The sequence below is a fragment of the Trinickia sp. LjRoot230 genome (genome assembly GCF_964253315.1).
Classification (GTDB): domain Bacteria; phylum Pseudomonadota; class Gammaproteobacteria; order Burkholderiales; family Burkholderiaceae; genus Trinickia.
The window spans coordinates 4,080,621-4,104,936 of the sequence record NZ_CAXUQX020000001.1 but is presented as its reverse complement, the minus strand read 5'-3'; the positions used below and the strand labels follow the sequence as shown (position 1 = coordinate 4,104,936).

Annotated in this window: 26 protein-coding genes, 1 tRNA gene and 2 pseudogenes; 21 read left to right on the top strand and 8 right to left on the bottom strand. The window is 60.5% G+C overall.

Annotation, left to right across the window (positions count from 1 at the left end; translation table 11 throughout):
• Positions 1 to 45: 45 nt before the first annotated feature.
• The 3 genes from ACSQ20_RS18795 (at position 46) to ACSQ20_RS18785 (ending at position 1,243) form a co-directional block, all read left to right on the top strand.
• Positions 46 to 411: a hypothetical protein gene (locus ACSQ20_RS18795; protein WP_436022610.1), complete on the top strand. Its 366-nt coding sequence runs from the start codon at positions 46 to 48 to the stop codon at positions 409 to 411.
• A gap of 93 nt (positions 412 to 504) precedes the next feature.
• A complete protein-coding gene (locus ACSQ20_RS18790; protein WP_436022608.1) occupies positions 505 to 756 on the top strand; it encodes a hypothetical protein in 252 nt (83 codons plus the stop codon).
• A gap of 16 nt (positions 757 to 772) precedes the next feature.
• Entirely contained in the window at positions 773 to 1,243 is a 471-nt protein-coding gene (locus tag ACSQ20_RS18785; RefSeq protein WP_436022606.1) for a DUF1772 domain-containing protein, read from the top strand.
• A gap of 136 nt (positions 1,244 to 1,379) precedes the next feature.
• Here the strand turns inward: ACSQ20_RS18785 and ACSQ20_RS18780 are convergent, their stop codons facing one another.
• Positions 1,380 to 1,577 (bottom strand): DUF3562 domain-containing protein, encoded by a 198-nt coding sequence (locus ACSQ20_RS18780; protein ID WP_436022604.1) that lies wholly within the window; start codon positions 1,575 to 1,577, stop codon positions 1,380 to 1,382.
• A 137-nt stretch (positions 1,578 to 1,714) separates the two neighbouring features.
• Between ACSQ20_RS18780 and ACSQ20_RS18775 the strand changes: the two genes are divergently transcribed.
• Both ACSQ20_RS18775 and ACSQ20_RS18770 read left to right on the top strand, forming a co-directional pair.
• The gene (locus tag ACSQ20_RS18775; RefSeq protein WP_436022602.1) at positions 1,715 to 2,164 is read left to right on the top strand and encodes a hypothetical protein; all 450 of its coding nucleotides are present in this window, start codon (positions 1,715 to 1,717) and stop codon (positions 2,162 to 2,164) included.
• A gap of 183 nt (positions 2,165 to 2,347) precedes the next feature.
• Entirely contained in the window at positions 2,348 to 3,160 is an 813-nt protein-coding gene (locus ACSQ20_RS18770; protein WP_436022600.1) for a DUF1223 domain-containing protein, read from the top strand.
• Here the strand turns inward: ACSQ20_RS18770 and ACSQ20_RS18765 are convergent.
• The gene (locus ACSQ20_RS18765; protein WP_436022598.1) at positions 3,149 to 3,766 is read right to left on the bottom strand and encodes a sigma-70 family RNA polymerase sigma factor; all 618 of its coding nucleotides are present in this window, start codon (positions 3,764 to 3,766) and stop codon (positions 3,149 to 3,151) included. The genes ACSQ20_RS18770 and ACSQ20_RS18765 overlap by 12 nt on opposite strands.
• A gap of 137 nt (positions 3,767 to 3,903) precedes the next feature.
• On the bottom strand, positions 3,904 to 4,545 hold the full coding sequence (locus tag ACSQ20_RS18760) for a DUF1109 domain-containing protein (protein WP_436022596.1): 642 nt from the start codon (positions 4,543 to 4,545) through the stop codon (positions 3,904 to 3,906).
• 310 nt (positions 4,546 to 4,855) lie between these two features.
• Between ACSQ20_RS18760 and ACSQ20_RS18755 the strand changes: the two genes are divergently transcribed.
• The 9 genes and pseudogenes from ACSQ20_RS18755 (at position 4,856) to ACSQ20_RS18715 (ending at position 9,992) form a co-directional block, all read left to right on the top strand.
• On the top strand, positions 4,856 to 5,182 hold the full coding sequence (locus tag ACSQ20_RS18755; RefSeq protein ID WP_436022594.1) for a hypothetical protein: 327 nt from the start codon (positions 4,856 to 4,858) through the stop codon (positions 5,180 to 5,182).
• 149 nt (positions 5,183 to 5,331) lie between these two features.
• Positions 5,332 to 6,108 (top strand): SDR family oxidoreductase, encoded by a 777-nt coding sequence (locus ACSQ20_RS18750; protein ID WP_436022592.1) that lies wholly within the window; start codon positions 5,332 to 5,334, stop codon positions 6,106 to 6,108.
• A 31-nt stretch (positions 6,109 to 6,139) separates the two neighbouring features.
• Positions 6,140 to 6,238: pseudogene (locus tag ACSQ20_RS18745) on the top strand (transcriptional regulator); the annotation flags it as partial.
• 76 nt (positions 6,239 to 6,314) lie between these two features.
• Entirely contained in the window at positions 6,315 to 6,635 is a 321-nt protein-coding gene (locus ACSQ20_RS18740) for an IS66 family transposase (protein WP_436022590.1), read from the top strand.
• 14 nt (positions 6,636 to 6,649) lie between these two features.
• Entirely contained in the window at positions 6,650 to 7,141 is a 492-nt protein-coding gene (locus tag ACSQ20_RS18735; protein ID WP_436022588.1) for a hypothetical protein, read from the top strand.
• Between the two features lie 30 nt (positions 7,142 to 7,171).
• On the top strand, positions 7,172 to 7,540 hold the full coding sequence (locus tag ACSQ20_RS18730; protein ID WP_436022586.1) for a calcium-binding protein: 369 nt from the start codon (positions 7,172 to 7,174) through the stop codon (positions 7,538 to 7,540).
• Positions 7,541 to 7,951: 411 nt separating this feature from the next.
• Complete coding sequence (locus ACSQ20_RS18725; protein WP_436022584.1) at positions 7,952 to 8,137, top strand: hypothetical protein; 186 nt, start codon at positions 7,952 to 7,954, stop codon at positions 8,135 to 8,137.
• A complete protein-coding gene (locus ACSQ20_RS18720; protein ID WP_436022582.1) occupies positions 8,137 to 9,357 on the top strand; it encodes an AAA family ATPase in 1,221 nt (406 codons plus the stop codon). The genes ACSQ20_RS18725 and ACSQ20_RS18720 overlap by 1 nt, the downstream gene beginning before the upstream one ends.
• Positions 9,354 to 9,992: a DUF4276 family protein gene (locus ACSQ20_RS18715; protein ID WP_436022580.1), complete on the top strand. Its 639-nt coding sequence runs from the start codon at positions 9,354 to 9,356 to the stop codon at positions 9,990 to 9,992. The genes ACSQ20_RS18720 and ACSQ20_RS18715 overlap by 4 nt, the downstream gene beginning before the upstream one ends.
• A 318-nt stretch (positions 9,993 to 10,310) precedes the next feature.
• Here the strand turns inward: ACSQ20_RS18715 and ACSQ20_RS18710 are convergent.
• Positions 10,311 to 10,386, bottom strand: a tRNA-Lys gene (locus ACSQ20_RS18710).
• Positions 10,387 to 10,714: 328 nt separating this feature from the next.
• On the opposite strand from ACSQ20_RS18710, the gene ACSQ20_RS18705 reads away from it, so the two are divergent.
• Positions 10,715 to 11,584: a patatin-like phospholipase family protein gene (locus tag ACSQ20_RS18705; protein WP_436022578.1), complete on the top strand. Its 870-nt coding sequence runs from the start codon at positions 10,715 to 10,717 to the stop codon at positions 11,582 to 11,584.
• 42 nt (positions 11,585 to 11,626) lie between these two features.
• Here the strand turns inward: ACSQ20_RS18705 and ACSQ20_RS18700 are convergent, their stop codons facing one another.
• A complete protein-coding gene (locus ACSQ20_RS18700) occupies positions 11,627 to 12,640 on the bottom strand; it encodes a D-2-hydroxyacid dehydrogenase family protein (RefSeq protein ID WP_436022576.1) in 1,014 nt (337 codons plus the stop codon).
• A 340-nt stretch (positions 12,641 to 12,980) separates the two neighbouring features.
• Between ACSQ20_RS18700 and ACSQ20_RS18695 the strand changes: the two genes are divergently transcribed.
• Both ACSQ20_RS18695 and ACSQ20_RS18690 read left to right on the top strand, forming a co-directional pair.
• The gene (locus ACSQ20_RS18695; protein WP_436022574.1) at positions 12,981 to 14,843 is read left to right on the top strand and encodes a phosphoenolpyruvate carboxykinase (GTP); all 1,863 of its coding nucleotides are present in this window, start codon (positions 12,981 to 12,983) and stop codon (positions 14,841 to 14,843) included.
• Between the two features lie 262 nt (positions 14,844 to 15,105).
• Positions 15,106 to 16,024: pseudogene (locus ACSQ20_RS18690) on the top strand (LysR family transcriptional regulator); the annotation flags it as partial.
• A 288-nt stretch (positions 16,025 to 16,312) separates the two neighbouring features.
• Here ACSQ20_RS18690 and ACSQ20_RS18685 read toward each other — a convergent pair.
• From ACSQ20_RS18685 to dprA, 3 genes are all read right to left on the bottom strand, one after another.
• Complete coding sequence (locus ACSQ20_RS18685) at positions 16,313 to 18,964, bottom strand: DNA topoisomerase III (RefSeq protein ID WP_436022572.1); 2,652 nt, start codon at positions 18,962 to 18,964, stop codon at positions 16,313 to 16,315.
• Positions 18,965 to 19,175: 211 nt separating this feature from the next.
• Complete coding sequence (locus ACSQ20_RS18680) at positions 19,176 to 19,553, bottom strand: thioredoxin family protein (RefSeq protein WP_436022570.1); 378 nt, start codon at positions 19,551 to 19,553, stop codon at positions 19,176 to 19,178.
• 86 nt (positions 19,554 to 19,639) lie between these two features.
• Positions 19,640 to 20,785, bottom strand: a complete 1,146-nt coding sequence (gene dprA, locus ACSQ20_RS18675) for a DNA-processing protein DprA (protein ID WP_436022568.1) — start codon at positions 20,783 to 20,785, stop codon at positions 19,640 to 19,642.
• 254 nt (positions 20,786 to 21,039) lie between these two features.
• Between dprA and def the strand changes: the two genes are divergently transcribed.
• The 4 genes from def to htpX all read left to right on the top strand — a co-directional run bounded on the left by def (position 21,040) and on the right by htpX (position 24,259).
• A complete protein-coding gene (gene def, locus ACSQ20_RS18670) occupies positions 21,040 to 21,543 on the top strand; it encodes a peptide deformylase (protein WP_436022566.1) in 504 nt (167 codons plus the stop codon).
• 31 nt (positions 21,544 to 21,574) lie between these two features.
• Positions 21,575 to 22,564 carry a methionyl-tRNA formyltransferase gene (gene fmt, locus ACSQ20_RS18665; protein ID WP_436022564.1) on the top strand — a complete coding sequence of 330 codons (990 nt, stop codon included), beginning with the start codon at positions 21,575 to 21,577 and terminating at the stop codon, positions 22,562 to 22,564.
• A gap of 39 nt (positions 22,565 to 22,603) precedes the next feature.
• On the top strand, positions 22,604 to 23,254 hold the full coding sequence (locus ACSQ20_RS18660; RefSeq protein WP_436022562.1) for a LysE family translocator: 651 nt from the start codon (positions 22,604 to 22,606) through the stop codon (positions 23,252 to 23,254).
• Positions 23,255 to 23,401: 147 nt separating this feature from the next.
• A complete protein-coding gene (htpX, locus tag ACSQ20_RS18655) occupies positions 23,402 to 24,259 on the top strand; it encodes a zinc metalloprotease HtpX (RefSeq protein ID WP_436022560.1) in 858 nt (285 codons plus the stop codon).
• The last annotated feature ends 57 nt before the right edge of the window (positions 24,260 to 24,316 follow it).

Here is a 24,316-nt window from a genome sequence, read left to right as displayed (position 1 = left end):
GCGTAAATTCCGCGGCATCGCAATCTAACCGTACGAGAGGAAGACATGACCAATGTAAGTGGCGCTGGGGGCTCCAATCATGCTGATTGGTCCTCGGCCGTGCAGGGAGACGCGGATCAGTCATCAGCCACTGGCGCACCCGCTGAGGGCGAAGCGCGACCGCAGAGTCGCGGATTTACACTCGACGCCCTCGCCGCATTGGGTGGAGAACTCGCAAATCGGATGGGCCGCCTCGCGACGGGCGACGGCTCTGATGTGGAAAGTGTCACAGTAGCAGGCATGGTGGAACTGCCGTCTCAGGACGGTGGCCCCGGGCCGCAAGTACGAGTCAAACTGCGATATGACGCGGTGCCGCCGAAAGAGGCAGACCCGGTAGAGCCGGCCGACACCGAAGCTGAGGGCCAGGGATAGTCTGCTTGCCTACTCGGCGGTGCTGATATCAGACTTTGATGCACACTGCCAAGCCTGCGCTAAATGCAGATGTCAACGAACCCATGGAGGTGAATGATGTCGTTCTCGGTCTATTGCGCGTTCTTGCTAGCTTGCATCGTGGTGATGATTGTTCCAGGGCCGGCTGTGACAGTGGTGCTGGCAAACGGTCTGCGACACGGCCGCCGCGCGGGTCTGCTCAATGTGGCTGGCATTCAACGCGCTGGCATTGCCCTTTCGCGCCGTCGCGTGCGGTTGATGACGCGCGCGAGCGGCGTCACGCTGATCGGCGGCGGCCTGTGGCTTGCGCTTTCTCGCGCGAAGTGAGCGCTTGGCTCAGTCCGTGAGCACCGCGATATTGCTGCTGCTTTGCCTCGGGCAGGCGCTCGTCGGCGGCGTGTTCTTTGCGTTTTCGACCTTCGTCATGAAGGCGCTCGCACGACTGCCGAGGCAGGAGGGCATCGCCGCGATGCAACAGATCAACGTCGTCGTGCTCAATCCGTTATTTCTCGGCGTCTTCATTGGCGCCGCGCTGTTTTCTTTGGGATGCGCCATTGCCGGGCTGGTGCTTTGGAGTGCACCGCGCGCAGATTTATTGATGATCGGCTCCGCATCCTATCTGGTCGGATCGTTCGGCGTAACGATGCTATTCAACGTTCCGCGCAACGAGCGGCTCGCGCGCATGGCAAGCGAATCCGACGAGGCGAGCGCGTATTGGCCGATCTATCTGCGCGAATGGCTGAGGTGGAATCATCTGCGCACGGTCGCGTCCGTTTGCTCGGCTGCGTGCACGGCGGCCGCGGCGGTGATTTAGCCGGATGGTAGCGCGCAGTCGATGCGCGGCCACGATGCGCAAGAGGGGCAATGAGCGCTTACGCTGCCGGAAGGCTCGAATTGACAATAATCGCCACAACCAATCAGCACGCGTTTGGTGCGTCGGTCGCAGCCTCTTAGCGGCGCCTGCCCGACGTATCGCGCAGCGTTTCCCGCACCCGCTTGGCGACGAGCACGCTCATGTAATCCATGATCCGTGCGTCAGCGCTGTACTCGGCCCACGTCTGCGCATACATTCGTTGGACGATTTCCTGCGGCGTGCGGGTATCCGCGGCGATCGATTTGACGATGTCGTCGACGTTCGGCTGGCGCATGACTTGCTCCTTCTGTCGCAAATGAACCGGCGGGGGAACGCACATTAGACGCCGTTGTCCGCGACGACGCAAGACTGCATTCGTTCGATCGTAAACGGTATATACTGTTTGTATCGTTTAACTGATAGGAGATGCTCATGGGCAATGCCCCCAGCGGAAAAACGGCAGTCAAAAAGTCGGCGCGCGTTGCCAAGCATGTGAACGGACAGGCCAGCATGCCGATAGGCGCCGGTGTGGCCGCGGCGGTCGAAACAGCGAGCGCAAAAGCAACGCGCAAGGCAGCACCCGTCAAGTCAGCGACAACGGCTGCGACAGCCGCTCCGGCGACACCAACGGCATCGGTGAGCGACAAAGCGAAACGTCAGAAGAAAGAAAAGGTGGTGCGCGACAGCTTTACGATGCCGAAAAGGGAGTACGAGACGATCGCCAAGCTCAAGCAAAAATGCCTTGATGCCGGCATCGCGGTGAAGAAGAGCGAATTGCTGCGTGCCGGGCTGCTATTGCTCGATGCGCTACCGGCCAAGCGGCTGGCCGCAGCGGTGGCGCATGTCGAAACGGTCAAGACCGGACGTCCGTCGACGAACTAATGCTGGCGCATCACTCGCTTAATTAGACTCACTTAGTTAGTTCTCCTATCGAACTCCATCGCACCTGACCGATGCGCACGCAACGATAAAAAAACGGCAGCCCGCTGTAACCGCACGTATGCCGGACGCGAATTAACTGGCGGTACCGCTCGCCATACGTGCGCCATCATCGGAAATGTCGGTATGAAAACGCTCAAAGCCGTTATCGCATTGGCGACATATGCCGCCAGCGTCTTTGTGTATGGGTTTGCGTATGCGGGTCACGCTTGTTCTGCCACGAGCGGTGCGCTCACGGCTGCACTCGTCGAGCTTTACACAAGCGAAGGCTGCTCGAGTTGTCCGCCGGCCGACCGGTACTTGAGTGAATTGAACGTGAAACCCGGGATGGGTCTCGTGATTCCGATAGGGCTGCACGTCACCTACTGGGACGCGCTGGGATGGAAAGATGTGGCGGCGCAACGCCTGTTCGACGAGCGGCAGGCCGCCCTCGTCGCCGCGCATCGTGGCCGGCTCGTTTATACGCCGCAGTTCTTTCTAAACGGTGTCGAGTTGCGTGCGTGGCAAGATGCGTTGCCCGCAGCCATTCATCGCGCGAATGCGCGCTCCGCTCCGATCGTCATCACGTTGCATGCGGCGGCCGAAAAATCGAGCGACACGCTCGCGCTCGATGTTCATATCGCACCACATGGCAGCGCTCGAATCGACGGGGCGCTCTATTTGGCGTTGACCGAAAGCGCGCTGGTATCGCATGTCGTGCGTGGCGAAAACCAGGGCGCCACGCTGTCGCACGACAACGTTGCGCGTGTGCTGATCGGGCCGATCGCTCTCGATCAAACTCAAACTCAAGCTCGAGCTGCGGGTATCGACATACGAAGGCGTGTTCGGCTCTCGCCGCAATGGCAGCGCACACATCTGCGCATCGTCGCCTTCGTACAGGACGCGCGCGGCGATATTGTGCAAGCGCTCAGCGTGGGGCCATGCGAATCAGAAGGCTGACGCTGCGCGAATTTTCGCCGCGAGCGCTTTGAGACCGCGATGCACGCCGACCTTCACCGCGGATTCGGACAGGCCTGTGAGCCGCGCGGTTTGCGCCACCGAAAGCCCTTCGAGCTTCACATGGACGATCGGCAGCCGCTGTTTGTCGGGCAATTGCTCGAGTAGCTTGCCGACGTCGTGGCGCGCCGCAGCGGGTTCGTCATCGGAGACCGCGAAGATATCGATATAGTCGTCGATAGGTTCGTTGAGCGACTCGCGCCGTGCGTGTGCGCGGAAGAAGTCCATCAGCTTGTAGCGTGCAATGGCATGCACCCACGCAGTCAGCGGCTCGTCGGGCCGATAGGTGTGGCGTCCGTTGTGAACGGCGAGCAGAATTTCCTGCACGAGATCTTCGACGTCTTCGGGGCGTTGCGGAATGCGTCTGCGCAAGAAGCCGCGAACATGCCGGGTCAACTCGCTCAGAAATGTTTTGTATGCCGCGGCATCGCCGGCCAATGCGCCGATCAGCAATTCCCGCAGGCGGTCTTCTACCGAGTGCACGATGTGTCCTTCATGGTCACGGCGCGGCGCATTGAAGAAGGAATTCGAAACGCAGCGCTCAAGCATAGCGCAATGCCGGAGGCTGTCTATTGTGACGCCGGGGAATGCATGACATGAAATGAATGGCGCGCGCAGCGAAGCGGGGTTTTATAGTTGAAAACGAGATGCCTGCGGAGGTTGATGAAAAACGGCGCGGGCACGCCTCACCAGCGCAACCAGTGTGGGCCTGCGAGCGCGCCTGCCGCGGTAGGCAAGAGCATGCCGAGCATATACCAGACGCCCCAGAACGGCACACCCATTTCGGGGCAGTGAAGGCAGTAGGCGATCGTTGCTGTCGCGCCGGCCATCAGCCCGGCTGCGGCGCCTGCCAGCCGTAGACGGGTTGGTGCCAGCCCTCGGAGCGCGACGAATGCGGCGACGAACCCGGGAATCGACAGGAACGCGATGTTAAATGGGCATGAGCGCCACGTTTGCCCCATGATCAGCGGGAGGCGCGTTCCGGCTGGTGCGGCGAACAAGATCGCGATGGCCGCGAGCCAGACGATGGCGGCCGGTGCGCCGATGCCCGACCATGCAAGCCCGACGGTAACGCCGGGGCGCGACAAACGCGCCGTGACGGCAACGGCGCCGGCAGCCAGCGTGAGGGGAAGCGCCACCTTCGCCCAGAAAAGCGGGGTCGCGAACATGGTGCCGATATCCGGGCGCACGCCGTAGAAGAGCACGACGAGCAGCGTCGCGCCGAGCGCGCCTGCGGCGAGCGCCCAGCTAAAACGGCGGGCGAGGACGTGCGGAGCGGTGGGGGTTACGCCGGTCGCGAGCAGCGAGACCAGACGGTCGGTTTCCATATTCGTTGTACCTCGGTTCATCCAAGTAGTTCGGCGCTGGTGCCAATTCGGTTACAGATTATCGTCTGAAAACGTTTTGGCGGTCCTCGGGCGCGTGTCTGCGTGGATCGGGGGTCCGACCATCCATATGAGCCGATATCGCTTGCATGCATCGCCTAGACTTAGAAATGCCATTCATCGGCCGCGTTGACGGCTTCGACGAATCGGGCGCCGTGGCCGACCCGACGCGCCAAGCCGGCGAATGACGACGGACGGTATCCACAAGGACTGTCCGGGCTCATCTGGAACTAACGTCAGAAGGAGTCAAATCATGCTGCAAACCAGCGAGATCCAGAAGCGCTTCAGTCATATACAGCAAACCATTGGCGAGGCTGCGCGCACTTGCCAATCGCAAAGCTCCGTTCCGCAAGAATTGGCGGATTGCGTTGACGAGTTGAACAAGCAGTGTCAATCGGCTCAATCGATCATGAGCTCGCAAGATCGCGATCGCATGCGCCAATGCGTGGACAAAATGGAAGCGCTCGGCGACAAGGCTGAACGTGCGTGCAAGAGTGCGAGTGGAATCGATGCGAAGATGAAACAGTGTGTTGATTCGGTCCATTCGGAGTTGTCCGAGTTGAAGCATCAACTGCATTGACGCGCGTCGAGCGCGAGAGGTTCTGTCACCGCGCCGTTCTGGTCTTGAGTTGCTGTCGATTGGAGCGCGGTGACGGAGGTGAGGTGACTTTCCCGTACCACTGATAAAATTCGCAATCTATTCGAGCCTTGATACCACCGATATTTGCCATGAGCCAGAAGGTTGCGCTTGTCACTGGCGCCGCGAAGCGTACTGGAAGAGTTATCGCCGAGCATCTTGGCGCGCAGGGCTACGCGGTTGCGGTTCACGCCCATCGATCCATCGGCGACGCCAGCGAAGTCGCTCGCGGCATCGAAGCGCGCGGCGGTAGAGCGTTTGTTGTTGCTGCGAATCTATCTAATGCTGATGAGGCGGAAGGGCTCGTCGGAAAAGTTTTTGCAGAGTACGGCGGACTGGATCTATTGGTGAACAACGCCGCCGTTTTTTGGCAGGAGCATTTCCCGGACTTCACGATCGAGCAACTCGACGAAGCTTGGGCCGTGAACTGCCGTGCCCCGATTATTCTCACTCGCGCATTTTATAGGCTGGCGAAAGAGGCGTCGTCGACGGGCGCGGTGATCAATATCGTCGATCAAAAGGTGAAGCAGAATTTTCATCGCGATCATTTCAGCTATACGGTGGGTAAGACGGCTATTGGCAATCTTACTGAGATGTTGGCTATCTCGGCCGACCCGGTGCTAAGAGTGAATGCGATATTTCCCGGTTTGATGCTGCCAAGTGACGATCAGACGCAAGCCGACTTCGAATATGCAAGCAAGGCCGGGAACCTGCTGGGCAGAGTGGCGGGGCCGCAGGATATCGCCGACGCTGTTCTGCTTCTCGCTTCGCCTGCGTATAACGGCACTGATTTCGTCGTCGATAGCGGCCAGAATTTGATACCGGTTGCCAAGGACGTTTTGTATTTGCATAAGGCGCCGTTGGGGTAGGCGTTGGCTGGACATCGTTGGTTGTTCATTAGGCGACATGATCCCTGGCACTGGCGGGCTTCGCAAAGTGCGTTGGTCGCGCGCGGGCACGGGGAAGCGGGGCGGTGCTCGCGTGATCTACTACAACGTATCCGTCAGCGCATCTCATCTTGAACGCACGTAATCGCGGTGCGAAGGTGTTGCCATCGTAACGAACGGCGTCTGGGTTGACCACCGCGCCGGCGGTCGTGTTCGAGTTCGCCGAATTGCGCTCGGGCTCGCATCTGCTGCGGTACCTGCAAAAATACAAAGGCTATCTGCAGGCGGACGCGGACAGTGGACATGGCGCGCTTTACGAAACCGGAAACATCGTCGAGGTCGGATGCTGGGCACATTGCCGGCGACGCTTCTTCGAAATCGCGAAGGCGCGGAGCAAACCGGGACTTGCGGCGCAGGCTCTGCAGTGGATTGCCAGTCTGTATGCGATCGAGTCGCTGCTGTCGTATCCTGTCAATCGCGCGCACGAACTGTTGCCGCTCGCCCGTTAAACGCCTTCACGTTCATGGACATTCTCGACTCGCTTCGGCAGGCGCCCAGCGCTGAGCTGTATCGCCTTTATCTCGCTATCGGAAAAATGCTCGATGACCCTCGGCGCATTCTGGAAGTACGTCAGCGTCTGCACCTCGGAATGGCCGTCAGTTATATCGGTGACAATCCGCTAGGATCTCCGTCGCAGGGCACCGTCGTCGAGCTTCGACACGCACAGGCGATCGTTCAGGACAGTGTGGGCCAGCGGCGCTGGGCGCTACCGTATGCGGCGATCGTTCCCGATAGCACAGCCGCCCCGATTCATCCCGAACCGGCACCGTCATCGCGCGCACGACGCGCAGAGTTCTTCGTCGGCGACACCGTTGGTTTCACCGACAAGCACCTGAGCGAGCGGGTTGGCACCATCGTCAGGCTGAACCCGAAAACTGCCTCGATTGCCGTGACAGATTCCGAAGGACACTGGCGCGTTTCCTACGGCCTGCTTCGGCGTATCGTCGACCTATAACCCCATCTTTTCCGATCACCGTACAAGATCATGGCCAGGACCAAAATCAACGCGGAACGTGAACATCGCATCGCGATGGAGGTGGTCGTCGACGCCTATACCGAGGAAGAGCAGGCGACGTCGTGGCACGGCTATCTGGAAGAACAACTCTCGTTTCCATTCGAGGCCGGCATTCGCAAAGCAATGGCCTCTTCACCCCTGCGCCCGGGTGAAGACGTCTCGGTCACAGGACTCGCTCATGAAGACCTGTGTCGGGTTGGCATCTTCGTCTGGGTTCGGTGGGGCCAACGCGACGTGGTGGCACCCCTGGCCCAGATCGCTCCCGCGAGCTGCGATGAACCGACACAAGTAGCCGTCGCTGACTGGCACTACTGGCATGATCAAGGTTACGCGTTCTGACATCCAGAAAGCCGTCGCACTGTCGCAGTGGGATCTCGCTCACCTCGTCCTGATCTTTCGCAGCGTTGTTCGTCCCGTACTAAATTCCAACTTCTGACAGGTTACGCTGACGGATGCCGCAAAACGATTCGTTTGTGACAATTAACCCGAAGTAACATCATCCCGTGAGGTAGCACGGCGGCGGTTGTAGTTGACGTCGGACAGATGTAGGCGGCAGCCCTTACGGCACCGACATCCACGCGCGCTATAACCCGTGGGTTTCGGCCGATTTTGGCTGGATGGCCAACGACGATTGACCCTCCCTAGCCCTACCGCTGCATGTTGCCTCGGCGAGTGAATGACCGTTCCACGCCGAGACGCTATCATCGCGAGTTAGTCGAATGACCAGCGATGGAATCCAGGAGCCCCCCGGTGAACGACACCTCAGCCCAGTCCCAACATAAACGAGAAGCGGTGCAACGTCCTGGCCTGCCGGACGTAACGGGCTTGAACATTTTCAGCTCGGGCAACATGGAACAGGAGTCGGCCGAAGGAGAAGACCTGCCGCGCGGGATGCTTGACATGGACCACGAGCCACATATTTTGGAGGTGGCGTAATGGCCATCCTCGAAGGGATTCAAATCCAAAATTTCCGGGCCTTGCGAAATGTCACTTTGGGCAAGACCTTCGACAACGACAAAGATGCTTTGCCACGCCTGATGGCAGTAATTGGCCCAAATGGTTCTGGAAAATCCAGCCTAATGGATGCATTAGGATTCGTTGGTGACTGTCTGCAAGAGGGCGTGCAGGTGGCTTGCGATAAGCCATATAGAGGTGGATTCGAACGCTTGCGCACTCAAGGTGCGACCGACCCAATCAAGATTGAGATTCGATACCGACAAAATTCGGACGCGCGGCCAATCAGTTATTCGCTGCACATTAATTGCGATAAACATGGCCGCGCACAGGTGGTCTATGAACGTCTACGCCAAAGGCGCAAAGGTCAGAGTTCGGGGTGGCCTCACTCTTTTCTGCAAATCGAAAACGGTATCGGCACTGTATGGGCTGGCGAGGCCACAACCGAGCAGGAAGGCACGCGCCATGATGATGTGAAGATGAGTGACCGTCAGGTTCTTGGCATCGCGACGCTGGGTACCCTGGCAGACCACCCGCGAATTTCCTCGTTTCGAGCTTTTTTGTCGGGATGGTACTTGTCGTATTTTGTTCCACAACTTGCGCGAACTCAGCCAATTTCTGGAGCAGAACCGCATCTCGACCGCACTGGGGAGAATTTGGCCAAGTATCTACAGTACATCGCACGCGAAAATCCGGAAAATTTCCGATTGATGCTGAATCGCATCGCCAAGAAAATCCCAGGCATCATGGAGATTTCCGCAGTTGAAGCGCCCGACAAGAGGCTTTTACTGGCATTCCACTCCAAAGGATATGCCGAGCCGTTCTATCAGCAAGATATGTCGGACGGTACGCTGAAGATGCTCGCCTATCTGCTGATGATGGAAGACCCCGACCCCGCGCCATTAATTGGTATTGAAGAGCCGGAGAACGGCCTACACCACCAACTTTTGGCCGACCTTGCCACTGAATTCAAGGATTTCGCCAAAAAATCAAAAGGCCCACAGGTTCTGATTACCACGCATGCGCCAAATTTCGTCGATGCGCTATCTCCAGAAGAGGTTTGGATTCTGGACAAGGGAGAAGATGGTTACAGTCGATTGACCCGCGCGGCGGACATAAATGGCGTTCGTGCCATGTTCGATGAGGGGATCCCGATGGGAAGCCTGTGGTTCAGCAATCACTTCGGTATCGGTAACCCATGAGCTACTTCGAGGTTTTGGTTGAGGGTGGCTCTGACGTGCCTACCCTCCGGGAGATTATGATCCGCAAATTCAATCTTGAAGAAAACACTCATTTTCGAATTCACCCACACAAGGGGCGCGGAAAGCTACCTGCGAATTTGTTGGCGCAACCGAACCCCAAGCATCAAGCATTGTTGGAACAGCTTCCGGCTAAGCTGCGTGGATTTGGTCGGTATCTTGGCGATGACGCTTGTGTGCTGGTGGTCTTGGATGCGGACGAGACACCCAGCGATGAGCTATTGGCCGATCTGCAAGCAATGTTGGAGCAACTGCCAACGCGTCCTCGACGGGTGTTGTTCCGTCTGGCAATAGAGGAAACTGAAAGTTGGTTCATTGCGGACGAAAATGCAATTGTTGCTGCATTCCCAAGGGCCAAGGTGCAGAAGTTACGCAGTATCGAGCCAGACGCGGTAGTTGGCGCCTGGGAGGCTTTGGCAGATGCCTTGAAGGTCAACAAGAATGCAGTGACAGGCGCGGAAAAGCACGCATGGGCCGCTGCTATTGCGCCGCACCTCGACTTGGATAACCCTCGCTCGCCCAGCTTGCAAAAATTGCTTGATGGCGTTCGTATAGAAATAGAGCTAAATGCAACGTGAATCAAATCAATGGGGTGCCCGACGATACACCTGGATCGCGTAGTCGGATGCGGACTGCCCCAGATTCACCTTGTTTCGCCTTGATTTTGAGTTTGCGAGCCGCGTAAGAGGTTTGTTGTGCCGGGAAAACTCCGAACACAGGCTTGGTGGCGCGAGTCGGGAGGCGCTGAGGCGTGGTGCCTGGTAGCGGCGTAAATGGGCGTCTCAACTCTCAACGGGAGCGCAGGGATAGCGCCGGATATTAGACGCCGTCTAATATCGCCGCTGCGGCGGCAAAGAAAAAGGGCTTAGCATCGCTGCTAAGCCCTTTGAATTCTTTGGTGGGGCGTGAGTGACTCGAACACTCGACCGACGGATTAAGAGTCCGCTGCTCTACCAACTGAGCTAACGCCCCGACAGACCGCAAATTATGCAGGACTTTTTTGGCCTTGCCTAGTCCCTTTTCGTCGTTTTCCCACGAATTCGGCCTTCGCCTGCTCAGGTAACCAGCTTCCCGAGAACACCCCTCTTCGCTCCGTTTTCCCGCGCCCGGTATGATGGCGCCACCCAGCGTCCTGCGCGGAGAATCCACATGAATCAACCGGAGATCGCCGCTCTGCTTCCGCGAAACCGAACGCTTCGATGACGACGGCAATATGGCTGACCACGCCACCGCGAACCACGACCTATGCTCTCGTCACCCGATACGCTCCCCAACAAAAACACAAAGGAATACCCGCATCATGTTCGATCAAGTCGTCTTGGCGGGCGGTGGTAACCGCTGTTGGTGGCAGGCCGGTTTCTGGGACGTCGTCCAGCCCGAGATCGGGCTCAAGCCGCGTGTGATCGCAGGTGTGTCAGCCGGCGCTGCAACCGCCTGCATGCTTTACACACGCGATTCGCGCTGGGTCATGCGCTATTACGAGCAAGCGCTGCGGCACAACGCAAAGAACGCCTACTGGAGCAACCTCTGGCGGCGCGGCGCGCCCGTGTTTCCGCACTATCGAATCTATCGGCAGGCACTCGTCGACATCTTCGGCGAACCGTTCGCGAAGCTCGCCGATGCGCCCGAAATTCGCGTCGGCGTCTCGCACCTGCCGCGCTGGCTAGGCGCGCACGCGTCAGTCGCGGCGGGCCTCATTGCTTACAACATCGAAAAGTACCTGCGCAAAACGCTGCATCCCACGCTCGGCAAAACGCTAGGCTTTCGGCCCGAATATGTGCGCGTGCAAGACTGCGCAGACGTCGACGAACTCGCGGATCTCATTGTCCAATCGTCATGCACGCCGCCCTTTACACCGGTGTTGCGCCGCGACGGCAAACCGGTACTGGACGGCGGCATGGTCGATAACGTGCCGGTCGGCGCACTCGACGCGTCGCCAGGGCGAGTGCTCGTCATGGTCACGCGTCGCTACCCTCGCCCGCAGACCTTCGTGGTTTCGCATGGTGACCAGCAGCGCCTTTACGTGCAGCCCTCGCGTAAAGTGCCGATCTCGAGTTGGGACTACACGCAGCCTGCGTTGATGCAGACCGCCTACGATCTGGGCCGCACGGACGGCGAAGCATTCGTGCGTCGTCTGCCCGACCTGCTCGGGATTGCCGCGCGCGCATGACGTCACGTTAGATCACATCATGCACGCAACCGCAAAGGCTGCTCAGCGGCGCCGCACGACCGACAATGCCTCAGGATTCACGACGCTCGACATATCCCCTTCACCGAACGCGAGTACGTTCTTGAACGCGCCGCTGAAATAAAGCTCGTAGCTTTCGCGCTCGACGTAGCCGATATGAGGCGTGCAGATCACATTCTCCATGCGCAGCAGCCCATAGCCTTGCAAGATAGGCTCGCTTTCATAGACATCGACAGCCACCATGCCAGGCCGATTGTGCGAGAGCGCGTTGACGAGCGCGTTTTCCTCAAGCAGCTCGGCGCGGCTCGTGTTGACGAATAGCGCTGTCGGCTTCATGCGCAGCAGATCGGCCTGCGTCACGATGCCGCGCGTATCGTCGTGCAGCCGCAAATGCAACGAGAGCACATCGCTTTGCTCGAAGAGCGCTTCGCGGCTTTCTGCGGGTTCATAGCCGTCGGCTTTCGCGGCCTCGAGCGAATGCTCGCGGCCCCAGACCAACACGCGCATGCCGAACGCCTTGCCATAGCCAGCAACGAGCCGGCCGACCTTGCCATAACCCCATACGCCGAGCGTATGGCCGTGCAACAACTGGCCGAGCCCGAAGTTCGGCGGCAGCGCCGATGTCTTCAACCCGGACTGCTGCCACGCGCCCTGCTTCAAGTTCGAGACGTATTGAGGAATGCGTCGCTGGGCGGCCATGATGAGCGCCCACGTCAACTCGGCCGGAGCCGTCGGCGAGCCGACGCCCTCGAGTACGGCAATGCCGCGCTCGGTACAGGCGTCGAGATCGATGTGACTCGAGACCTTGCCGGTCTGGCTGATCATCCGTAGATTCGGGCACTTGTCGAGCAGCTGCGAGGTGACGCGCGTGCGCTCGCGAATCAACACTAGCGCATCGACTTCCGCCAGACGGCTTGCCAGTTGCCCGAGGCCTCGCACGGTGTTGTTGAACACCTTGACCTCGTGATCGGCAAGCATTCGAAAGCAATCGAGTTTGCGAACTGCGTCTTGGTAGTCGTCAAGAATGGCAATTTTCATATGGGGCAGTGTGTTTTGCAGTGCACGAAGAACGCAATAGACGCGGTGATATCCTTATCGGTTCCAACCTATCGGAGAGTTAAGGGCTGGCACGAACGATGCGGCAGCCCTAGTCACGATGTTCATAGCAGCCTCCATTAGGCAGGATCGTTTCTTTTTAACAGCTTGCTGTGGCGACGCGCAAGCTCCGAAGCGCCTGACACCCCCACCCATCATGCCCGCACGCAGCGTACGTTTGTGCATGCGCCCGACGTGTCTTGTATGCCTTTATGCCTCTCGCCCGCCGCGTCAGCGAGCGCACACCGTTTTCCCCTAACGAACATAAAACGGAGACAGCTCCATGAATCAATCATCTGCCCTTGGCGGCGCGCCGATCTCGGAAGCGCCCACATTTGTCAGACATCGCAAACTGCTTGCCTGGGTCGAGCAAGTTGCTGCGTTGACGAAACCTGATCGCATTGTCTGGTGCGACGGCTCGCAAGACGAATATGATCGGCTCTGCCAACAGATGATCGAAGCCGGAACGCTCAAGCGCCTCAATCCCGCCAAGCGGCCCAATTCGTATCTGGCCTGCTCTGCGCCGTCCGATGTAGCGCGCGTCGAGGACCGCACCTTCATTTGCTCGCAGCATCGCGAGGACGCTGGTCCGACCAACAACTGGGTCGATCCGCAAGAAATGCGCGCGACGCTCGATGGTCTTTTCGATGGTGCAATGCGCGGCCGCACGATGTACGTCGTGCCGTTCTCGATGGGCCCGCTCGGCTCGCCGATCGCCCATATCGGCATCGAGCTGACGGATAGCCCCTATGTGGTCGTCAACATGAAGATCATGACGCGCATGGGGCGCCAAGTGTACGAGGTGCTGGGTACGGACGGCAACTTCGTGCCGTGCGTGCATTCGGTCGGGGCGCCGCTCGTCGATGGAGCCCGTGACGTGCCGTGGCCCTGCAACGACACGAAATATATCGTCCACTTTCCCGAGGCGCGCGAAGTATGGAGCTTCGGCTCGGGCTACGGCGGCAACGCGTTGCTCGGCAAGAAATGCTTCGCGCTGCGTATCGCTTCGACAATGGGCCGTGCGCAAGGCTGGCTCGCCGAACACATGCTGATCCTGACCGTCACGTCCGACCAAGGCCGCAAGTACCGCGTGGCCGCCGCGTTCCCGTCGGCATGCGGCAAAACCAATTTCGCGATGCTGATTCCGCCGGCCAGCATGAGCAACTGGTCGATTTCGACGATCGGCGACGACATTGCCTGGATCAAGCCGGGCAAGGATGGCCGCCTTTACGCGATCAACCCGGAAGCCGGGTATTTCGGCGTGGCCCCGGGCACAGGCGAAAAGACGAATTACAACGCGATGGCCACGCTCAAGGCGAACGTCATCTTTACGAATGTGGCGCTGACGGACGACGGCGATGTCTGGTGGGAAGGCATGACCGATACGCCGCCCGCACACCTCATCGATTGGCAGGGCCAGGACTGGACGCCCGAGATCGCAAAGCAAACCGGCCGCAAGGCAGCGCATCCGAACGCACGCTTTACGGCGCCGGCCGCGCAATGTCCGTCGATCGACCCCGACTGGGAAAACCCCGAAGGCGTGCCGATCGACGCATTCATTTTCGGCGGACGCCGCTCCAGTACGGTGCCACTCGTGACCGAGGCCCGCAACTGGGTCGAGGGCGTCTACATGGCGGCGACGATGGGTTCCGAAACAACAGCCGCCGCTGCCGGCAAGCAAGGCGTCGTGCGTCGCGACCCGTTCGCCATGCTGCCGTTTTGCGGCTACAACATGGCCGATTACTTCGATCACTGGCTGAAAATGGGCGAGCAGATCGACACACTTGGCGCGGAGTTGCCCAGGATCTTCTGCGTGAATTGGTTCAGGAAGGGCACCGACGGCAAGTTCGTCTGGCCAGGGTTCGGCGAAAACATGCGCGTGCTGCGCTGGATGGTCGATCGCATCGAAGGCCGCGCGACGGGCACCCAGCATGCGTTCGGCGTCTCGCCGCACTATGAAGACCTGGACTGGGCGGGACTCGACTTCACGCGCGAGCAGTTCGACCAAGTGATCTCGGTTGACGCTGCAGCATGGCGCGAGGAATTGGCGCTGCACGCCGAACTCTTCGACAAGCTGAGTCACCGGCTGCCGGCCGCACTGACGCGCACGTTGGCAGGCATCGAGGAGCGATTCGCCACCGTCTGAATTCTGAATGCACGCTTTCCGAAAAGCGCCGTTCGGCGCGTTTTCGCGTTGACACAGAAAAACCGCCTGCGCTTGCTGGCGGTTTTTTGCTCCTACTGCCCACCAAGCTCAACGATTTTCCTCGGTTAGTGATCCGGCACCGATTATCTATCGTAAAAAATGCGGATTTGAGGCAACTCTGCGTCGATTTCCAAGTCGTAGGACAATTACGAATTGGCTCGGGAATTTTTTTCTGAGTAATACCAAGCGGCAGGAGTCGTCAATGGATCATTTGCAGTCGATGCGCGTATTCGTGAAAGTGGCGGATCTCGGCAGTTTTGCTCGTGCAGCGAGCGCCATGGATATTTCCAACGCAGTCGCCACGCGCCACGTCGCCGATCTGGAGGCAAGGCTTGGCACGCGTCTGCTCAACCGTACTACCCGCAGCCTTTCGCTGACCGAATCGGGCCAAGTTTATCTCGAGCGAGCCCGGCAGATCCTGGACGAACTCGAAGACGTCGAGCAGATGGTCGTCGCGCGCAATCACGAACCGGTCGGCACGCTACGTATCGTCGCGCCGGTGGTATTCGGTCTGCACAATCTTGCGCCGGTACTGCAGACCTATGTCGAACATTATCCGAAGGTGCTGCCTGATCTGACGCTCGTTGACCGCAGCGTCGATCTCGTTGAAGAAGGGTTCGACGTCGGCATCGTCATCGCGCAGAAAATGCGCAGCGCAAGCATCGTCACGCGCCGCCTCACCACGGGCTGCATGATCGTGTGCGCTACGCCGGCGTATCTGGAAAAGCACGGCACACCGACGCGCCCTGAACAGCTCGTCGATCACGCCTGTCTGAGTCTGCCCTCCGAATACTGGGGCGACGAGCGCGTCTTCACGGGGCCGGACGGCGAAGTGCGCGTGCGCCCGTCGAACGTGATCATTGCGAACAATACCGAAATGCTCCGGCAGTTCGCGTTGTTGGGCATGGGCGTCGCTATCTTGCCGAGCTACCTGATCGGCAGCGATGCAACGCGGGGCAACCTCGTGCGAGTGCTGGCAGATTACCGGCTGCCGCAAGTCGAGGTGAACATCGGCTACCCGAGCCGCCGCCATCTGCCCGCTAAGGTTCGAACGTTTATCGATCACCTCGTCGAACACTTCAGCCAAACGCCGAATGGCACGCTTGGCGAGCTGTGGCTCAACGATGGCAGGGCGTTGCCGATTGCATCGGCTGGGCAGGCGGTGCAGCAAGAACCCGTGACGTCCACCCGCTACGAAGCCGATGGCAGGCCCTCGCATGCGGTCGCGCGTCACGACGGTGCGCTGGGAAAGGTGCCCCGCTCGACGCGTCCGCGCGTCAGTACACCCTCGCCGCTTTGACGCGCTGAGCTTGGTTTGATTGCTTAACGTCAAACGGGCAGGCAGCCTGATGGCATGCCTGCCCGTTTTGTTTTGTTGCTCCGGCAGTTCTCTCTTCCGTTCTTTGCTGTCAGGCGTTGACTTTCCGTGGGGCGGCCTTCCGTGGGACGGCCTTCCGTGGCACCGCTTTTTTTGCCGCCGGTGCCTTGGCTGCCGTCTTTTTGGACGGCGCTGCTGAGGGTTCAGTGCCGTTAGCCGTGCCCGCGGTCGACGCGGCACTCGACGCCGCTTTGCCTGCCGCTTTCGCGGCTGTCTTAGCCGACGGCTCTTTCTTCTCGAATTCGAAGCCGATCTTGCCGTCGCTTTGCTTTACCAGAAACGCCTTGAAGTTGCGGCCGGTGCGGGACGACTTGAAGCCGGTCAGCAAATCGGTGCGGCCGTTTTCGAGCAGCTTCGCCATTTGCTCGCGCGCGATTTCCTGCTGCAAGATGACCTTGCCCGAACGGAAATCGCAGCTCTTCGGATTGGCGACCGAGTTCTCGCAGACATAGCTCATGCCGTGCTCGAACACACGCGCGCGACATTTCGGGCAGGCGCCGACGGGCTCCTGTTCCGAAAAGTCGGGCGCCTCGCCGTCTTCGCCGCCCTGGTCCTGGCCGAAATCGAACTCGAGTTTGTAGTTTTTGATCTCTTCGTCGAACGAGAGCTTGAGGATGGCCGAAAACGGTCGGCCCATCTTGCTGCGAAATCCCGAAAGCGGTCCGATTTCCTTCTTGGAAAGCAGCGTCTCCACTTCGTCGATTTCGAATTGGCGGCTGCCGGGAATCTTCGAAATCGAAAACTCGCATTGCGCGCACGCAAAACGGCGATAGTTCTCTTTGACTTGGCCGCCGCAATTCGGGCACGGCGTGACAAGCGTCGCATAGTCGCCGGGGATGGTGTCCGAGTCGTATTCCTTCGCCCGCTTGACGATCGTTTGCGTCATGCGTGCGATTTCCTGCATGAACGCATCGCGCGGCAGATTGCCGCGCTCCATTTGCGCGAGCTTGTGCTCCCACTCGCCCGTCAGCTCCGGCGCCGTCAGCTCTTTGACGCCGAGCCCACGCAGCAGCGTCATCAGCTGAAACGCCTTGGCGGTCGGGATCATCTCGCGGCCTTCGCGCACCAGGTATTTTTCGCCGAGCAGGCCCTCGATGATCGCGGCACGCGTGGCTGGCGTGCCAAGACCCTTGGCCGCCATCGCTTCGCGCAACTCGTCGTCCTCGACGAGCTTGCCGGCGCCTTCCATCGCGGAGAGCAGCGTTGCTTCGTTGTAGCGGGCGGGCGGTTTGGTCGTAAGGGTATGCGCGGCGATCTTGTCCGTCTTGACTTTTTCGTCCTTTTGCACGGGCACGAGGTTCGCCTCTTCGCCGCCTATCTCACGTCCGTAGACTTGCAGCCAGCCAGCCTCGACGAGCACCTTGCCCTCGGTCTTGAATTGATGCCCGGCGACCTCGGTGATGCGAGTCGTCACGCGGTATTCGGCGGCCGGGAAAAAGACCGCCAAAAAACGCTTCACGACGAGGTCATAGAGCTTCTGCTCAGGCTCGGACAGCCCCTTGGGCGCCTGCAGTGTCGGGATGATGGCGAAGTGATCGCTGATCTTCGAGTTGTCGAAGATGCGCTTGTTCGGCTTGACCCAGCCCTTGTCCAACACCTGCTTGGCAAATGGCAAATAGTTGTTGCTCTCTTTGAGCATGTCGAGCGTGCTTCTCACCGTATCGAGATAGTCTTCCGGCAGCGCGCGCGCGTCCGTTCGCGGGTAGGTGAGCACCTTGTGTTTTTCGTAGAGCGCTTGCGCGAGCCCGAGCGTGTTCTTGGCGGAGAAGCCGAAGCGCCCGTTCGCCTCGCGCTGCAGGCTCGTCAAATCGAACAGCAGCGGCGAGAGCTGCGTCGAGGGCTTCGATTCCTCAGTTACCGTGCCTAGGTGGTCGCGACAAGCCGCTACCACCGATTCGGCGGCCGGCAAGCTCCACAGCCGGGAGTCGCGTTTTTCCGGGTCGAACTCGTCGCGCTTGAATTTGGGATCGAACCACCGACCTTCGTAGAAACCGCCGGCGCAGACGAACTCTGCCCGCACTTCCCAATAATCGCGCGGCACGAACTTGCGAATCTTCTCCTCGCGCTCGACGACGATCGAGAGTGTCGGCGTTTGGACACGCCCGACCGTAGTCAGGAAAAAACCGCCGCCTTTGCTGTTGAACGCGGTCATCGCGCGCGTGCCGTTGATGCCGACCAGCCAGTCGGCCTCCGAGCGGCAGCGCGCGGCATCGGCAAGTGGTTGCATCTCGGTGTCGCTGCGCAGGTGGGCGAACCCCTCGCGAATGGCCGCCGGGGTCATCGATTGCAGCCAGAGCCGCTGTACCGGCTGCTTCGCTTTCGCGTGCTGCGCAATCAGACGAAAAATGAGTTCGCCTTCGCGCCCGGCGTCGCACGCGTTGATGAGACGCTCGACGTCCTTGCGTTTGATCAGCCGCGTCAGGACCTTTAGCCGCGATTCGCTTTTCGCGATCGGGTTGAGGTCGAAATGCGGCGGAATGACAGGCAGATGCGCGAAGCTCCATTTGCCACGTTTCACTTCGTATTCTTCAGGGGCGGCGATTTCGAGCAGATGGCCGACGGCCGACGAGAGAACGTACTCGTCACTTTCGTAATACTCGTCATGTTTGGTGAAGCCGCCAAGCGCTCGCGCGATGTCGTTCGCGACAGAGGGCTTCTCAGCAATGATCAGTGCTTTGGACATGACAGGATCTAATAGTGTCCGGGGTCAAAACCCGTATAGTGTTTCCTTTAACGACCGCTTTATAGCACACGGCGCGTTCAAGGCGTCCTTCCGTCGGAAAACGGGCGTTGTTTCGCGCTGGTCTGCGAATATGTGGTGACGCGCTCTGGTCCCAGCATTGCCCATGCCGCCAGCCGTTGTGCGGCGCCGGAGCGAGGTGGGACGAAAATGATCAGACCAACGCCAGGGTCGGACGCAATTTGGGGGCGCGCACGGCGTCCGGCAATGCGCTCAGGTCAGACAGCAGGCGTTCGGCGATGGAAATGTGCGGCAACACGGTGCCGAAAAACCGTGTGGTTACGGCGTCTTCGATCAGAAGCGTTGGAAAGTTTTCAACATCGAGATCGTCAAAGCGGTCCGCATGGGTCTCGATGTCGATCCAGGCGAAGCAAATCTCGGGATGGGCGTCGGCGAGGCGGTCGAATGCGTCCTGGTATTCGCGGCACGTGCCGCACCACTGCGCACACAGGCACGCGACGAGTAACGTGTTGGTGTCGTTGACGCGCTCGGCGATCCGTTCCCGGTCGGTATCGAGATTCAGCGCGGGCATGCGTTATTTCCTTGATGTTGTCTATCGATCTGTCGATGTGGGTTCCAGGCGAATGTAGCACGATGGATGCATTGGCGCGCTAAGCGCTAACGGGCGCGCCGTATTGCGCGGACGAAGCGCCCGCCGGGCAACGCGTCGACACGGCCGGCCAACTCCAGTTCGAGCAATGCGGCTTGTACGGCCGCGCTTGCCATATCGGTGCGCCGAACGAGCATTTCAAGCGTCGCCGGTGCGTGGCCAAGCGCCGCAAGCAGTGCTCGCGCGACCGAGCCGGCCCGGCTGCCCGGCGTAAGCGCGCTGCTGGGCTCGCGGGCGACGGCTGGCGACGCCGCGGAGGGCGCCAGCCCCAGCTCCTCCAGGATGTCCTCCGGCGCTTCCGTGAGCTTCGCGCCTTCCTTGATGAGCCGATGACAGCCACGCGAGAGCGGCGCATGGATAGAACCCGGCACGGCGAACACATCGCGCCCCATTTCATTGGCAATCCGTGCGGTGATCAGCGAACCGGAGCGCAGTGCGGCCTCCACCACCAGCACCCCGCGCACGAGGCCGGCTATGAGCCGATTGCGTTGCGGAAAATGCGCCGGCCTGGCGGGCGTACCCAGCGGCCATTCGGACACCAGTGCACCATGCGCCGCCAGCGCGTGAGCGAGTTCGCGGTGTCTGGCCGGATAGACGATGTCGATGCCGGTGCCGATGACCGCAATCGTGCCGCCGTCGGCATCGAGCGTGGCGCGGTGAGCCGCCGCGTCGATGCCGAGCGCGAGTCCCGACACAATGGCGAGCCCCGCTGCTGACAGCGCCCGTGCGAAACGGGCGGCGTCCTCGAGGCCCTGCGGCGTGGCGCTGCGGCTTCCTACGATGGCAACGCCTGCGGCATGCAACAAGGCGAGATGCCCTTTTACATATAGCAGCGGCGGCGGGTCGGGCATGGCAAGCAAGCCCTGCGGGTAGGCCGGATCGGCCAGCGACACCAGCGCGTTGCCCGGCTCGCCGAGCCAGGCGCAAACGCGACCGACATCGTCGTCAAAAGTGGGCGGCGGCGGCGCCAACACCGCCCGCGCCGCCGCCTCGCCGGCGACGGTAGCCAGCGTTTCGAACGATTGCGCGCGCAGTGCCTGCGGCATGCCGAACGCAGCCAGCAGCGTGCGCAGCGCGGCCGGCGTGAGGCCACGCGCGTGAGTCAAGCCGAGCCACGCGCGCAGTTCGTCGCCGCTCATTGGAAGCGCATTCATCGGCCGCCGTCCGTGCGCCAGCGAATACGCGAGCGGCATGCTAAAATTTTCACCATCCGAAATGATCTCCAAGTCGCGCGAACGCCCAGCCGTCGTGGCTTGAGGCGTGCTCTGCGCGCCAGGTATCTTCGGTATGTGGCCCGGGCTGCACAAGCCAGCCGAACGGCCTATCGACGAATACGGCAATTGACTTGATGATTAAGCATGAGACGAGCGACATGGGTCGCCGTCCGCGCTCCAGCGACTTTCACACCATGGCCTTACTGAGCATCCTGCACTACCCCGACAAACGCCTGCACAAGATTGCGAAGCCCGTGGCAGTCGTCGACGAACGCATCCGCACGCTTGCGGCCAACATGGCCGAGACGATGTACGGCGCGCCCGGTGTCGGCCTCGCCGCGACACAGGTCGACGTGCACGAGCGCGTGATCGTGATCGACGTATCCGAAACACACGACGAACTTCGCGTGTTCATCAACCCCGAAATCGTCTGGTCGAGCGATGAGCGCAAGCTGTCCGAGGAGGGGTGTCTGTCCGTGCCCGGCGTCTATGACAGCGTCGAGCGCGCGGATCATGTACGCGTACGAGCGCTCAACGAGCGCGGCGAGACGTTCGAACTCGATTGCGAGGGCTTACTGGCCGTGTGCATTCAGCACGAGATGGATCATCTGATGGGGCGTGTATTCGTCGAGTATCTCTCCCCGCTCAAGCAATCGCGCATCAAAGTGAAGATGAAAAAACTCGCGCAAGCAATGTAATGCACGACTTCAATTTCAACGCATTGAGTTCATGACACATTCATTGCGCGTCGTTTTCGCCGGCACGCCGGAATTCGCGGCCGCGGCGCTTGAAGCCATCGACGCGGCCGGTTTTCCCATTCCGCTCGTCCTGACGCAGCCGGACCGCCCGGCCGGGCGCGGCATGAAGTTGCAGCCGAGCGCAGTCAAACGTTACGCCCTCGAGCATGAGCTAGCGCTTGCTCAGCCGCCGTCGCTGCGCCGCGGCGGCAAGTATCCGGCCGAAGCCACCGGCGCGATTGATCAATTGCGGGCCACGCCGCATGACGTGATGGTCGTAGCGGCGTACGGGCTGTTGCTGCCGCAGGAGGTGCTCGACATTCCGCGGTACGGCTGCATCAACATTCACGCGTCTTTGCTGCCGCGCTGGCGAGGCGCTGCGCCCATTCACCGCGCGCTCGAGGCGGGTGATGTGGAAACCGGTGTCACGCTGATGCAAATGGACGCGGGCCTCGACACCGGCGCCATGCTCGGCGCAGGCCGCGTGCCGATCGAGGCCAGTGACACCACCGCAACATTGCATGACAAGCTGGCCGCCGAGGGCGCACGGCTCGTCATTGACGCGCTGATCGAACTCGAACTCACGGGCCGGCTCGCAGCCACACCGCAGCCTGAAACGGGCGCGACTTACGCGGAAAAAATCGGCAAGCACGAGGCGATGCTCGATTGGCGCAAGCCAGCATTGGTGCTCGCGCGTCAAGTTCGGGCTTTCGATCCCTTCCCGGGGGGCGCCGGCACGCTCGAAGATGGCGCGGTGCTCAAGATATGGGCTGCGGAGCCTCTCGCTGAGGCGTCTCCCGGCCAGCCTCCGGGCACGATCGTGGAGGTCTCGCCCAACGGCGTGATCGTGGCCTGCGGCGATGGAGCATTGCGTTTGACGCAACTACAAAGGCCCGGCGGCAAGCGTCTGCCGGTGCGTGAGTTCGCGGCGGGCGCGGCGCCCCGCGCCGGGCAACGATTTCTGCTGCCGCAGCAGTCCTGATATCCACCCCCGGCATTCGTTGCAAAGGAGAAACCGAGCATGTTCGGCATTGTTCATTTCCCATTTTTTGTAGCTGCGGTTTTCTTGCTGAACGTGACGCCGGGCCCCGACACGGCATACATCATTGGCCGCAGTGTGGCGCAGGGGCGCAGCGCGGGCCTGATGTCGGCGCTCGGCATTTCGGCCGGCTGTTGCGTGCACTCGCTCGCCTGCGCATTCGGGCTCACCGCTTTGCTTGCCGCATCCGCAACGGCGTTTACCGTCATCAAATTCGTCGGCGCCATTTACCTGATTTATCTGGGCGTGCGGCTCGTCTTCTTCTCGTCGCCGGCAAAAAGTGAAACGGATTCGAACACGCGTGCTGGAACAGCAGACGGGCGCAAGCCGCTCAAACAGCTTTTCGTGCAAGGTTTTTGGACCAATGTGTTGAACCCTAAGGTCGTGCTGTTTTTTGTCTCGTTCTTTCCGCAGTTCGTCACGGGCGGGAGCGATCACAAAGCGCTCGCGTTCCTCTCGCTCGGGGTGGTGTTCGTGGCGATGAGTACCGTTTGGAACGGTTTCGTGGCTTGGGCCGCCGGGAGCGTCACGCGGCGGCTCGGCGGCAAGCCGGCTATCAAAAGATGGCTCGACCGCGCGGTCGGCAGCGCATTCGTCGGCCTCGGGCTCAAACTCGCCACTGCGCAGCGCTAACCCGGACGGAAGGCGAAGGGGTTGAATTTTTAGCGCACACCCCAAGCTAACGAATCGCTTACAATCGACGGGTGGCTGCGCGGCAACTTGGCCGGCTGCCGCGTCAACTTTGTGCGAAACAACGGCAAAACGGGAAAAGGAGTCGACATGTTCAACTGGGTCAAAACCGCAATGCTGATGGCGGCGATCACGGCCCTCTTCGTCGTGATCGGCGGGATGATCGGCGGCACGCGCGGCATGATGTTCGCCGCCGCCATTGCCCTAGCGATGAATTTCTTCTCGTACTGGTTCTCCGACAAAATGGTCCTGCGCATGTACAACGCACAGGAAGTCGACGAGACCAGTGCGCCGCAGTTCTATCGGATGGTTCGGGAGCTCGCCACGCGTGCGAACCTGCCGATGCCGCGCGTCTATCTGATCAACGAAGATGCGCCGAACGCTTTCGCCACCGGCCGCAACCCTGAGCACGCAGCGGTTGCCGCGACCACCGGTATCCTTCGAGTGCTCTCGGAGCGCGAAATGCGGGGCGTCATGGCGCACGAACTCTCGCACGTGAAGCACCGCGACATTCTGATCTCGACGATCTCCGCGACGATGGCCGGTGCCATTTCGGCACTCGCCAATTTCGCGATGTTCTTCGGCGGCCGTGATGAAGAGGGGCGTCCGGCGAACCCAATTGCGAGCATTGCGGTGGCGTTGCTCGCGCCAATCGCAGCAGCCATGATTCAAATGGCGATCTCTCGCGCACGCGAATTCGAAGCCGACCGGGGCGGTGCGGAAATTTCGGGCGATCCGCAGGCTTTGGCGTCGGCGCTCGAGAAAATTCACCGTTTTGCATCTGGCATTCCGTTCGCCACGGCACAAGCGCACCCGACGACCGCGCAGATGATGATCCTGAATCCGCTCTCGGGCGGCGGCATCGCCAATCTGTTTTCCACGCACCCGGCGACCGAAGAGCGCATCGCGCGGCTGATGGAAATGGCCCGCACGGGCCGGTTCGACTAAACGGCGCGCGGCCACTGCGGCAAGCGTTTTCACGCGCGCGGACAAACGCGCGCCGCG